12 protein-coding genes are annotated in these 11,466 nt (G+C 69.0%); 3 read left to right on the top strand and 9 right to left on the bottom strand.

What is annotated here, in order from left to right; genetic code table 11:
- The 6 genes from mscL to D7X12_RS06550 form a co-directional block, all read right to left on the bottom strand.
- Complete coding sequence (gene mscL, locus D7X12_RS06575) at window positions 1–414, bottom strand: large conductance mechanosensitive channel protein MscL (RefSeq protein ID WP_120624402.1); 414 nt, start codon at window positions 412–414, stop codon at window positions 1–3.
- Between the two features lie 125 nt (window positions 415–539).
- Window positions 540–1,082 (bottom strand): hypothetical protein, encoded by a 543-nt coding sequence (locus D7X12_RS06570; RefSeq protein WP_120624401.1) that lies wholly within the window; start codon window positions 1,080–1,082, stop codon window positions 540–542.
- Between the two features lie 138 nt (window positions 1,083–1,220).
- Entirely contained in the window at window positions 1,221–1,721 is a 501-nt protein-coding gene (locus tag D7X12_RS06565) for a GNAT family N-acetyltransferase (protein WP_120624419.1), read from the bottom strand.
- A 192-nt stretch (window positions 1,722–1,913) separates the two neighbouring features.
- The gene (locus D7X12_RS06560; RefSeq protein ID WP_147443548.1) at window positions 1,914–2,270 is read right to left on the bottom strand and encodes a hypothetical protein; all 357 of its coding nucleotides are present in this window, start codon (window positions 2,268–2,270) and stop codon (window positions 1,914–1,916) included.
- Between the two features lie 93 nt (window positions 2,271–2,363).
- Entirely contained in the window at window positions 2,364–4,154 is a 1,791-nt protein-coding gene (locus D7X12_RS06555) for an NHL repeat-containing protein (protein ID WP_120624399.1), read from the bottom strand.
- Window positions 4,155–4,252: 98 nt separating this feature from the next.
- A complete protein-coding gene (locus D7X12_RS06550) occupies window positions 4,253–5,278 on the bottom strand; it encodes a methyltransferase (protein ID WP_120624398.1) in 1,026 nt (341 codons plus the stop codon).
- A 142-nt stretch (window positions 5,279–5,420) separates the two neighbouring features.
- On the opposite strand from D7X12_RS06550, the gene D7X12_RS06545 reads away from it, so the two are divergent.
- Window positions 5,421–5,795 (top strand): class I SAM-dependent methyltransferase, encoded by a 375-nt coding sequence (locus D7X12_RS06545; protein WP_244224394.1) that lies wholly within the window; start codon window positions 5,421–5,423, stop codon window positions 5,793–5,795.
- A 65-nt stretch (window positions 5,796–5,860) separates the two neighbouring features.
- A complete protein-coding gene (locus tag D7X12_RS06540) occupies window positions 5,861–6,433 on the top strand; it encodes a hypothetical protein (RefSeq protein WP_120624397.1) in 573 nt (190 codons plus the stop codon).
- A 66-nt stretch (window positions 6,434–6,499) separates the two neighbouring features.
- On the opposite strand, the gene D7X12_RS06535 is transcribed toward D7X12_RS06540, so the two are convergent.
- The 3 genes from D7X12_RS06535 to D7X12_RS06525 all read right to left on the bottom strand — a co-directional run bounded on the left by D7X12_RS06535 (window position 6,500) and on the right by D7X12_RS06525 (window position 9,866).
- Window positions 6,500–7,714: a methyltransferase gene (locus D7X12_RS06535; RefSeq protein ID WP_120624396.1), complete on the bottom strand. Its 1,215-nt coding sequence runs from the start codon at window positions 7,712–7,714 to the stop codon at window positions 6,500–6,502.
- A 49-nt stretch (window positions 7,715–7,763) separates the two neighbouring features.
- Window positions 7,764–9,140, bottom strand: coding sequence for a serine hydrolase domain-containing protein (locus tag D7X12_RS06530; protein WP_244224393.1), 1,377 nt, complete (start codon window positions 9,138–9,140; stop codon window positions 7,764–7,766).
- A 129-nt stretch (window positions 9,141–9,269) separates the two neighbouring features.
- The gene (locus D7X12_RS06525) at window positions 9,270–9,866 is read right to left on the bottom strand and encodes a dihydrofolate reductase family protein (protein ID WP_120624394.1); all 597 of its coding nucleotides are present in this window, start codon (window positions 9,864–9,866) and stop codon (window positions 9,270–9,272) included.
- A 203-nt stretch (window positions 9,867–10,069) separates the two neighbouring features.
- On the opposite strand from D7X12_RS06525, the gene D7X12_RS44100 reads away from it, so the two are divergent.
- Entirely contained in the window at window positions 10,070–11,371 is a 1,302-nt protein-coding gene (locus D7X12_RS44100) for a hypothetical protein (RefSeq protein ID WP_244224392.1), read from the top strand.
- Window positions 11,372–11,466 lie beyond the last annotated feature (95 nt).

Raw genomic sequence — 11,466 nt, 5'->3', positions numbered from 1 at the left:
TCAGGCGGAGGGGGACGCCAGGGGCTCCAGCGCGGACGTACACGCCCGACAGCGCCGCGCCTCCAGGGGGATGGTCTCCCGGCACTCCGGGCAGACCCGCGTCGAGGGCGGAGGCGGTGCCTCCTTACGACTCCACAGCTTGCTCATCTTCACCACCACGAGGAACAGCACCAGGGCGATGATGAGGAAGTCCAGCACCGCGCCCATCAGGTGTCCGATGCGCAGTTGCAGCGGCGTGACGGTGACCTCGCGCCAGTCCCCTCCCGGCAGCACCAGCCCCACCACCGGCATCACCAGGTCCGCCACCACGGCGTTGACGATGGCGGTGAACGCATTGCCGATGACCACCGCCACCGCCAGGTCCACCACGTTGCCCTTCAGCGCGAACTGCTTGAAATCCGAGAGCACGGACACGGAAGACCTCCCCCGGGAGCCGCGTGCCTCCCGGCGACAGCCGGCGGCCCGGCTCCGAGCGAAGGCACCCTAGCCGGCGCCTCCAGTGGGGAACGCTGGCCCACGGGGCAGGTGTCACGCAGTGGTCAGGGGCCCGCCCCCTGCCCCGACGACGCGGGGCAGGAGGCCGTTGAGTCGGACCTCAGGCGGCGACGCCCGTCGTCGGCTGGAGGAGCAGCACGGGGAACAATCCCACCCGCTGCCAGCCCGTGCACTCGTCGAGCAGGAATTGTCACCCCGCCTTGTTTCCGCTCAGGGCGGGCGCGAAAGGGGGCGATGGCGCTGGAGTCACCTGCGGCCAGCCGCACGGAGAGGGGCTGAAGCTGCGCGTAGGCCGTGTCGAAGGTCTGCCCGAACGCGGCCACGCCCGCGAGCGTGGACAACACCAGGGGACGGTAGGTCGTGGTCCACAGCGACGCGTCCGCGCGCGCCTTGTCCACGTCCGAGGAGAGGCTGGGGACCTGGGTGCTGGAAGGCACGCTCAGGGAGATCAGCGCGGCCACCGCCGCGTCGACCTGCGGCACGGCGGCGTTGCTGTCGAGCACCCCCTGCGTGAGGGCCTCGGGTGGCGCGATGGAGGGCGCGCTGGAGGTGGACGCGGCGCTGGAGGTGGCGGCCTGGGCGGACATGGCCAGGCCTCACCGCAACCCGGGGACCAGCCCTCGCCACACGCTTCATGTACCGCGTGCGCTACGGCAGCTTCATGGCAGCGGCCTGAAGGAAGCGGTGCAAGGCCCGATAGCCCCTTACCGGTCCTGTCGAGAGGGCTACAGCAAGCGGCAGAGCCACACGCTTGGAATGGCAGCTTGGAAGCCAGCCTTCTCATAGGCTCGCCGCGCCGCTGCGTGACTCGCATCGCCACCGGTCGCCACGGTTGCGACCCGAGCGCCCGCGCGCTTCATGTGGCCGAGCGCGTGCATGTAGAGCGCCGTCCCGGTCCCATGTCCGGCGTGAGCAGGATGGACAGCGTTCAAGCCAATCTCGCCGATGAGGGTCTCCGCGTTGACTTTCACCGCGACGAAGCCGATCACCTTTGCGTTGAGCTCTGCCACGAACACCTCCCAGCCGGAGCCGGGCGCGACGAGCCCACGAAGCATGTCGGCCTGGCCCGCGTCCTCCTTCGCCTGCGCAAGCTCGTAGAGCTCGTCGCCCAGGAGCGCGCGGAACGATGCGAACACGGGCTCGAAGGCCGCGCGGCGAATGTCCTCGAGGGCCAGCCCGTCCGAGTCCTGGACGGGGCGGATGCGGATTTCTGCCGTGTCGCTCATGGAAATCACCCGAGACCCTGTGCCTGGCCCTCAGAATGCCACGAGCCCCATCCGCGCGGCGGGCCGTGACTCACATGGGGCCGCGACACGCAAAGACAGACGAATCCCATGGCGGTGGACTGGCGACGCTCGCGAGCCGCCAGTCCACCGCCATTTTCGAGGTGAGGCCTTGTCCGCCTCAGACGCGGTCGATCACAGACTGCAGATGACCGTGTTGTTGCCGCTCAGGTACGGAATGGTCTTGCTGCAGAGGTAGGAGCCGTAGGTGCTGGTGACCCGGTACGGCGACGGGCAGGTCGTGCCGCACGAGGTGAAGGACGAGCCCGTGTTGTTGTCGCACTGGACCGCGTTGTTGATGTTGGTGCAGAAGCTGCCACACGAGCTGCTGCACAGGTAGGTGGTCGGGTGCTGGCCGCTCGGGCAGTTCAGGCCACAGTACTGCGTCAGCTCCTGCTGCGCCGACGCCATCTGGGGCTCGGTGCTGTCCTCCGCCTGCTCGGGGCCCCCGCACGCGGTCAGACCCAGGGCCAGCGCACCCACCAGAAGCATTCCCAATCGAGACATACGTCCGCCTTTGTTGGCCGGCCTGGCATCGGACTCGCAATCATTCGCCACTTCCGATGTGTGGATTCCCAGGGCCTCTCACGGCCACATGCGGATCAGTCCCGGCTCCGGCCACGTGCGCGCGAGCAGACAGCCATTCGGCTCGCGGGTGAAGCCAGACAAGGAGCTGAGGCGGTTGTCCAGCCGGACGAGACCCTGGGTGCCAAAACCCGGGTCCACCGTCCCCTGCCGGGTGAAGCGCACCACCGCCAGGCCTCCGCCACCTTCAACCCGGCCCACCGTGTAGGGCGTGCCCACGTCATCGAAGAACAGCTCGTTGGCCGAGCCGACGGCGAGCAGGCGCGCCGGCATCGTGGAGCTTCCCGCGCCGTAGATGCGCGAGCCGTTCTGGTCATACCATTGCACGATGACGTCATAGGTGGGGGCACCCGTGCTGAGGAGCGAGACGAACCGGCCGTGCCCGTCCGCGACGACAGTCCGATGCAGGGAGTAACTGCCATCCACCCCCCACGAGGTCGTCCCGGTCGCTCCGTCCATGCGGATGAACCCCAGCGCGTGGAAGTTCGAGCTGCTGCCATCGAAGAGCGTGACGGCGATGACGATGGTGCCGTCCTTCTGCTGGAGGGCTTCGCTGAGATGGTCGGAGCGCTGCTCGCTCGCCGGGAGCGGGAACGTCACCTTCCCTTCCGTCCCGAACCCCGCGACAGGCCTGCCATCCGCCTCCCACCGCTGCACGGCGTAGACGTCCGAGTCCGCCTGGGTCCGCACATAGTACGACACGGCCAGCGACACCCGGCCTGCCTCGTCCGCGAGCAGCTTCACGGGGGCGCGGGGATTGGCGGTGAACTGGGCCGAAACGACGCCCGCGTCCCCGAAGCTCGGATCGAGCGCCCCCGTGGAGAGGTGGCGCGAAACGAGGACGGTGCAGGGGGGCTCGTTGTTGCTGTCATGGCAGTCCGCAGCGGTGCCCGCCACGAGGAGCCCCCCCGTGGGCAGGGGCTTGAGCGCGAGCAATCTCAGCACCGCCGGACGCTGGTGCGTCACCGTCCCGAGCATCCCGAAAGCCAGGTCCGGTACGCCATCCGCGTGGTGGCGCTCGAGCACGAAGCCCTTCGCGCCGCCCGGCCAGGAGTCCTTGGAGATGGCGTATGCCGTGAGCAGCTTGCCGTCCGGCTGCACGGCGAAGCTCCGTGACGTGTCGGTCCAGCCCAGGGGCACCACGGGGAAGGTGGGATCCAGGGAGAAGGAGGGGCCCGAGACCAGCAGCCGCAGCGGCCGCGAGGTGGAGCGGCCGTCCGCCGTGGCCACCAGCGTCGCGTCGAGGCGGGTCCCCGGCCCGACGCGCTCCGACACACTCACGACGAGCGCCGCCGCGCTCGTGTCCTGCGACACGTGGCGGTCGGCCACGAAGACCTCGGGGGGCAGGCCGCGAAGGGCGAGGGTGATGGGGCCGGTGAAGCCCTCGCGCCGCTTGACGCCCACACGCAGGGCGGCGGACCCGTCGCTGCGCACGAGCAGCTCGGACGGAGCGCTCAGGTCGACGGTCAGGGGCGGTGGAATCTCCGGGCCGCCATCCGCGGGGCCGGCATCCGGGGCGCCGCCATCCGCGGGGCCGGCATCCGTGGCGCCCGCGTCGGGCGACTCGGTGATGGGCTCCGCATCACACCTTGCGCCGACACACGAGGCGTCGGGAGGCATCCAGGTGGATGCATCCGGCCCGCCCGCGTCGGCCTGGGTCTCGGATGAACCGGGCTTTTCGGGGGGAGTCTCGTCGCCACACGCAGTGGCGAGCGGGACGAGGAGCGCGAGCGCCACGAAGAGGGCGCGTCCGACCTGGGGGGGCTTGGAGGGCTGGGAGCGGTGGCACATGGACGAGACCCGGGGGGCGTGTAGACCTATACGTCCGGACCGTCGGAAATGGGTTGTAGGGGATGAGGTCCAGGCCCTGGTTGGGGTTGTGCCGTCGCTCAGGCCTTCACTGCTTCGATGATGCTGGTCCCGCTCCGGGTGGGGATGATGCGCTCCACCTTCCAGGAGGTCGCTGAGAGCAGCGCCTGGAACTCGTCCCCGGTGCGCTCGCGCCCGTCGGCGAGCACCAGCATGTTGAGGTCGACCAGGTGGGAGGAGTCTGGGGTCCGGTGGTCCGGAATCACCAGCTCCAGCACGAAGAGCCGGGCGCCAGGAGGGGCCGCGGCGTGGAGCTGGCGCAGGAGGGTGGTGGAGGCCTCATCATCCCAGTCATGGAGGATGTGCTTGAGCAGGTAGGCTTCGGCGGAGGGAATGCCGGGCTCGAAGAAGCTCCCGGCCACCACGTCCACCCGGCTGGCGAGGCCCCGGGACTGAAGCACCGTCTTCGCGCCTTCAGCGACCTGGGGCAGGTCGAAGAGGATGCCCCGGCAGGAGGGATGGGGGCGCAGCACCTGCGCAAGCAGCTCGCCGTGGCTTCCTCCGATGTCCGCCACGCGGGCGAAGGGGGCGAAGTCGATGTGGTGCGTCAGTTCGCTGGCCACCAGCCCGGACACATTGCCCATGGCCTGGGCGAAGTGCTCCCCCTCCTCGGGATTCCGGGCGAAGTGCCCCCAGATGTCGGAGCCGAGGGCGGCCTGCACCGGGGACCTGCCCGTGCGGACCGCCTCGGAGAGCAGCCCCCAGGGCAACCAGTGCGACTTGTCGGTCAGGAGGATGGCCACCTCTCGCAGCGAGCCAGGGACGTTCGAGCGCAGCCCTTCGCCCATCGGCGTCAGGGCGTAGGTCCGCTCGGAGACGGCCTCGAGGATGCCGGCGGTGACGCCGGCTCGCATCAGCCGGAACAAGGCGCCTGGATGGACGCCGAGCTCGGCCGCCAGCGAGTCACTGTCGCGGGCTCCTCCCGCGAGCAGGTCCGCGATTCCCAGACGGGCCACGGTGCCAATGACCTGGGTGATGAAGAGGCCCGTGATGGCCGAATGAAGCTGCTGCGTGGGAGACGCATTCGCGTCGGGGATGATCTTCATGCCAGGAATTTAATCCCGTTCAATCCGGCCCAGAAAAGCCCGGAGAGGGTGGCGCTGCCGCGGAGCCTGGGGGCCCGCTGAGCAGGCGCGTCCCTGGCCCGGTGGATTGACGTCTGGATTTGACCGGGAGTACGACCGGGAGATGACCCCACCGCCCGTCCACCCGGCGCAGCTCCTCGTCGAGCCTGGTTTTGGCTTCATCCTCTCCGGAGCGCTGGCCACGGCGGCGGGCGCCACCTTCCACCGGGGCATGTCCAGCCTGTCGGACCTGGAGAACGGGCCCATCGCGCGCGGTGATGACTTCAGCGCCTGCCGGCAGGTGGTGGACACCGTCATCCCGCCCGGGTGCGCGCCGCACGGGGGCAAGGTGCTGGACGTGATGATGCTGGCCTCGCTGCCCGGCCGGGAGCGCACCGAGGAGGACTTCCGCAAGCTCTTCGCCCAGGCGGGCCTGCGGCTCTCGCGCGTCATCCCCACGCCGGCCGCGCTCAGCATCACCGAGGCCGTGGCCGCGTAGCGGCTGTGTCGAACCTTCCCAACCCCGACGGCGGGTGCCAGCCGTTCCCGCCCCAAGGAGGACCGATGTCGCCGCGCCGTCTCGTGCAGTGGTTGTTGCTGGTGGGCCTTGCTACGGCCTGCGCTTCGTCGTCCCCGGCGGAACGTCCAGGGCGTCCTCCGCCCCCCAGGGTCCTCTTCCAATCGCCGCTCGCGCTGCTGCTCGAGCGCCATCAGGAGCTGGGGCTCACCACCGACCAGTTGATCCAGGTAGGCCAGCGGGAGGAGGCCCTCGACGCGGCCAACCGCCCCCTGCGTGAACAGCTCTGGGCGATCTGGCAGCCCGAACCGGTCCCAGGAGGCGGTCCCTCGCCCGGAGCCGGAATGCCGGGAAGGAACGCCCCCGTGGGTCTGGGGGGCCGGCCCGCGTACAGGCCTCCCGCCCAACCTCCCGCACCCCTGAGCGAAGAGGCCCTGAAGCGGCAGCGGGCCCTGTTCCAGGCGATCGAGGACAACGAGACAGCGGCCTACCGCGATGTTGAAGCGCTCCTCGACGAGACACAGCGGGGGAAGGCGCAAGCGCTGGTCTCGAAGCTGCGCGAGGAGCGCCTGCGCGCGCGCGAGTCCTTGCAGAACCCTGAAGCCCAACCGGCGCCGTAGCGGACACCGGAGCGTCAAGCCCCGCGACGCGCAGGGTGCTGGGATGCGGAGGCGTCACGTACGTGCTCAAGCGCTCCGTGACGCGATGAGCGCGAGGTTGCGCGGAGACAGGCGCGGATCGAAGAGCTGGAGGATCTCGACCTGGAAGCCCTGCTCCTCCAGGAGGAGCGCGCGATCCAGCAGGAGCACGACCTCCAACGCCCTCGCGAAGCGGTCCCTCAGCAGATGACAGAGCAGGAGCTCCCGCGTCTCGGCGCGAACGGACACCTCGAAGGCCTCCAGTTCGGCGTCCGTCATGCCGGCGTCCAGGCCCAGGCGCTCCAGGCGGTCGCGCGCGTAGACGGCGAAGCGTCCGGCATAGAGCGTCCGGGGCGCGTCTCCTGCCCGCACGAAGCCGCGCTCGGGAAAGCGCTGCCTCGACAGGAGATCGAACGCGAAGCGCCACGCGTACACCTGCTTCATCCGCGCGAACTCCTCCTCGGTCTTGTGGTGCCGTCCCCGCGTCGTCAGCGCCAGGGCATGCGGGGTGAAGGGCAGGGGATGCGCGCTCCCGAAGCGGGAGACGGGGTAATCCCGCGGGGCCTCCAGCTTGTCGTAGCAGCAGCCGATGTTCAGCACGAAGCCCGCCCCCTGGCTCTTGCGCAGCTGCGTGAGGGCGAGCGGCCCGCAGGTGTGCAGACCGATGGAGGCCCGTTCCCTGCCGGAGAAGAGCGGATCAATCCGCGGTTGGGGCCCGTCCTCGACGGAGGCCTGGATGAAACACAGGGTGTCCTCGCCCGGAGGGGCGGTTCTCGTCAGCCACCGCCGGCCCTTGTCCTGCAACGCGGCGTCCCGGTCGATGCTGTGGAAGGTCCACCCGAACGTCCGCGCGCAGAGGCGGGCGAGATGTCCCATGCCGCCGCCGATATCCACCGCCTGATGGATGAAGCGCGTTCTTGGCGCGAGCAGGGCGAGCACCCGCTCGAGCTCGTGGGTCTTCTTGACGCTGAGTCCCTGCGTCTCCGCGACCGTCAGCGCGTGAAGGCCCTCGTGCCAGGGCAGCGCCGTCAGCTCCTGGAGCGCGCCCAGGAGCGCGCCCAGGGACGGAGGCGGGGCGCCCACGAGCGTCCCCTGGTCCAGGCTCCGCTCGCCCGCTTCATCGAGCGACCGGGCATAGGCCCGCCAGTCCTCGGGCCAGGCGGCGCCGGACCCGGGCCAGCCCTGGAGGATGGAGCGGGACCAGAGCGGGGACCAGGGCTGGAGCTGGTGCGTGAGCGCCTCGAGTCGCGCCTGGAAGTCCATGGCGGCGCATCCTATGCGCCGCCGCTCCGCCCGTGGACTAGAGGTGGGTTCAGTTCCCAGCCAGGCCGAGGTGGGTCACGCGGCCATCCGGGAGGATGCTCACCTTGTAGCGCCAGGTCGTGGTCCCGAACTTCACCAGGTACGTGGAGACGAGGTCATCGCCCAGCGCCTCGCGCTTCGCCAGGACGAGCGGCCCCGCCGGCCCCAGGTCCTGCAACAGGTCCTGGTAGTACGGCACGACCTCCGGGAAGTACCAGCTCGGGACGTACGCGAACTCCGCCGGATCCAGCGTCCCGTTCCGGAGCTGTTCGAGCAGCGCCGTGAACCGCGCCGTCAGCGCCGGCTCCTGGTCGGGGATGGGCGCCAGGGGTGGCACCGCGAGCGCGGGGTTCACGATGGCCGCGATCCCGTCCGCGAACGCCGTCGGGTTCGCGCTGTTGGAATTGAGCAACACCACGATGGACAGCCCGTCCCCGAGGAAGCGGGAGTAGATGCTGAGGAAGCCCTGCCAGCTACCGGTGTGCTGATGCAGTGGCTTGCCCGCGCGCTCCTGGAGCATCCAGCCAAAGCCATACGGATAGGAGGCCCCGCTGTTGAGCTTCACGGGGGTGAGGATCTGCTGCCAGCTCCCCCGGCCCAGGAGGGCCCGCTGGTCCACGGCGGCGTCCCAGGCCAGCATGTCCTTCAAGGAGAAGTAGAGCGAACCGTCCGCGTTGCGATTCAGCGACGGCGACACCCACTCCTGGTTCTTCACCACGCCGTTGACCACGCTGTAGCCGGCCGCGCGGTTCGGGATGACGTCCTCCTCGCTGATGCCTCGCGCGGACGTCATGTGCGCGGGCCGGAAGACCTGCGACCCCAGGACGTTGATGTAGGAGGTGCCCGCGACCTGGTTCACCAGGATGCCCAGCAGGACGTAGCCGGTGTTGCTGTAGTTGAAGCGCAGGCCGGCGGGGAACTGGAGGGGTCGCCCATAGGCGATCTGCAGGTAATCCGCGTCGGTGTAGTCCTGCCGGAGGTCGAGCACGTCGTAGATGTCGCCGACGCCGGAGGTGTGCGTCAGCAGGTGGCGCACCGTGATGGGCCGCCACGTCGCGGGCGCGTCGGGGAAGTACTTCGTGATGCTGTCGGACAGCGCCACCCTGCCGGCCTCCACCTGGAGCATCACCGCCATCGCGGTGAACATCTTCCCCACGGAGCCGGACTGGAAGAGGGTGTCCGTCTCCACGGGGACCTGGTGCTCCAGGTTCGCGAAGCCATACCCTTTCGCCAGCACGACCCGCCCGTGACTCACGACCCCCACGGCGAGACCGGGCACCTTCTGCCGTTTCTGCTCGGCGCGCACGAAGGCTTCAATCCGCTCGCGCAGCGAGTCATGCGCGGCGGCGGGCCCCCCCAGGAGCAGGCCCACGAGAAGGACAGCCACGACTGCGATGGATTTCGACGGGTTGCGCATAGGGGCTCCCTGCGCCCGGAAGAGGGCTTCTCCAGGAGTCCCCGGCCGCGCAAACGATGCATGCGTCCGCGTCACGCCCCAGGCCGGTGGGGGGTGGGACTACGCCTTTCGTACCGGGTAGCGCAGGTGGGTAACGCCGACGCCCGGAATCACCGTCGGGTTGCCAAGGACGGCGGGCGTGCCGGTGAGGTGGTCAAAGAGTCGCACTCCGGAGCCAAGAAGAACCGCCGCGATGTCGACGTGGATTTCGTCGAGGAGGCCCGCATTCAGCAACTGCTGGAGGGTGTCAGCGCCATGGACCCCAACGGACTTCCCGGCGGCGGCGGCCTTGGCCTGGTTCACGGCGCTTTCGATGCCGTCGGTCACGAAGTGGACCGTCGAGTCGGGTCGCGGCCATCCCGCGGGGATGTGGTGGGTCAGGACGAATGCGGGTCCCCAAGCGTGATTTCCGCCCCAGCCCTGGGCGACGTCGAAGGTGCGTCGACCGGTGAGCATGGCACCCAGTCCGGACGTGAGGGCGCGAAGGTGCTCGGCGCTCGGCCCGGACACCTTGAACGTCATGGGGTCCGACCCTCCGGTGTGGAATTCGACGTCCCCCGAGCTGAAGTACCAGTCGAACACCTCGGCCACGCCATCGTTGCGGTCGGCGACGTAGCCATCGAGCGACATGGACATGATTGCGACAACCTTCGACATGGCGACGTTCCTTTCGAGGGGTGGCGACTGCGTTCAGGGGAATGCACGGTTGCTACGAAAGAGTACTACGAAAGCCGACACTGCGACGCATTGAGCGTGTCTGGCATTCTCAGGGCGCCAGGAAGTCGACGTTGTCCTGGGCGTGGTGCACCACGACGACTCTCCGATATGCCGCCCACGATTCCCGTGCGAAGAAGCCCGCCATGCCCAACTGGAAGAACCTGCAGAAGCTCAATGGCGGCGAGGCCATCTGGTACTCGGATCCCCAGCTCTCGCTGAAAGACGAGGTCTGGCTCTATTCAGCGGGCGGCGAGCTGCGGGTCTGGAGCGAGGGAACCCTCCACAAGCCGGAGCCCGGGGCGCTGAAGCTCACCACGCCCGTGAAGGAGCGGTTCACGCTCTTCAAGCCACTGTCGCTCCTCTTCGTCGACGTGGAAGTCCGAGGGACGCAGGCGGTGGTCCGCCGCGGCACCATGAACGGCGCCTACCTCCTGTCGCTCGTGGAGGCGACGGACGTCGAAGCGCTGGTGGCGCGCTACCGGAAGCTCGGCTTCCGCGACGGCAACCCCTGGAACGCGACGAAGAAGCGCGTGACGGTCCGTGAGTACCGCAAGGGCCCATCAATCGGTTGGGACATCTGCGTCGATGGGGACCGGACCATCGAGCAGTATCGCAACGAGACCGTCACCGCGAGCCACGAGGAAGCCATCGCGCGGGCGGAGAAGCGCATTCGCGCAAAAGAGAAGGAGGGCTTCGTCCTGCACACCGTCGAGCTCCGGGATGCGAAGTACCCCAATCCCGAACCGAAGGCTCCGAAGGGCTCCCCGAAGAAGTCTCCCGCGCCCAAGGGCCCCGCCTTCGCGAAACCCCAGGACGCCTACGCGGCCGTCGACACGGCCATCGCGATGCTGAAGGACCTCCACGAGCGCTTCCCCAAGGCGCACTTCGTCGCGGAGCACCTGGACGTGAAGAAGGAGCCCCGGCGCATGGCCTCGCTCGGCCAACAGCTGTCCCTCTTCAAGCGCGAATACAAAGACCGCATCGGGAGCTGGAACGGCGCGAAGGCGCTCAAGCCCAGGAAGGGCGAGTCGAGCTGGGACTACTTCCTGCGCGTGTACGGCTCCATCACCTGGATGGTGGACAACACCATCGACAAGGGCCTGCCCACGTTCCTGTGCGGCAACGTCACGGGCGGCGGCTGGAGTTGTCTGGAGATCTCCGACGACATCTACGACATCGACGGGCTCGTGGAGGCCACCGGCAACGAGGACCTGGAGAACCTCTTCGTGTTCCACGGCGGGTGGCACGTCGACAGGTCCTTCGCCTTTGACCACCGCACGAAGTCTCCGACGGGGGAGCACGCCGTCGTTCCGTTCGACGAAAGCATGCAAGCGCTCCCCAGGAAGACGCCTCCCGCGCGCATCCAGCCCTTCGGCACGTGGCTTCACAAGCACGTGTCACGACTCACGGGCATCGCGGAGGAGAACCTGCGCGAAGGGCTCTGAGCCTCTCCGTCCAAGGGGCCTGACGCGTCCCAGGAGCCACCGGACGTGTCTTGACGTGTCAGCCCGCCCGCCGCTCCGCGGAACGGCGCACGGCT

Origin of the sequence: Corallococcus sicarius (assembly GCF_003611735.1) — a bacterium.
Classification (GTDB): domain Bacteria; phylum Myxococcota; class Myxococcia; order Myxococcales; family Myxococcaceae; genus Corallococcus; species Corallococcus sicarius.
This window is presented reverse-complemented; position numbering and strand designations above follow the sequence as displayed.

Bases quoted from the DNA above. Each gene is read 5' to 3' on its own strand.
- D7X12_RS06570 (WP_120624401.1), bottom strand. From the start codon at position 1,082: ATGTCCGCCCAGGCCGCCACCTCCAGCGCCGCGTCCACCTCCAGCGCG.
- D7X12_RS06565 (WP_120624419.1), bottom strand. From the start codon at position 1,721: ATGAGCGACACGGCAGAAATCCGCATCCGCCCCGTCCAGGACTCGGAC.
- D7X12_RS06560 (WP_147443548.1), bottom strand. From the start codon at position 2,270: ATGCTTCTGGTGGGTGCGCTGGCCCTGGGTCTGACCGCGTGCGGGGGC.
- D7X12_RS06555 (WP_120624399.1), bottom strand. From the start codon at position 4,154: ATGTGCCACCGCTCCCAGCCCTCCAAGCCCCCCCAGGTCGGACGCGCC.
- D7X12_RS06550 (WP_120624398.1), bottom strand. From the start codon at position 5,278: ATGAAGATCATCCCCGACGCGAATGCGTCTCCCACGCAGCAGCTTCAT.
- D7X12_RS06545 (WP_244224394.1), top strand. From the start codon at position 5,421: ATGACCCCACCGCCCGTCCACCCGGCGCAGCTCCTCGTCGAGCCTGGT.
- D7X12_RS06540 (WP_120624397.1), top strand. From the start codon at position 5,861: ATGTCGCCGCGCCGTCTCGTGCAGTGGTTGTTGCTGGTGGGCCTTGCT.
- D7X12_RS06535 (WP_120624396.1), bottom strand. From the start codon at position 7,714: ATGGACTTCCAGGCGCGACTCGAGGCGCTCACGCACCAGCTCCAGCCC.
- D7X12_RS06525 (WP_120624394.1), bottom strand. From the start codon at position 9,866: ATGTCGAAGGTTGTCGCAATCATGTCCATGTCGCTCGATGGCTACGTC.
- D7X12_RS44100 (WP_244224392.1), top strand. From the start codon at position 10,070: ATGCCCAACTGGAAGAACCTGCAGAAGCTCAATGGCGGCGAGGCCATC.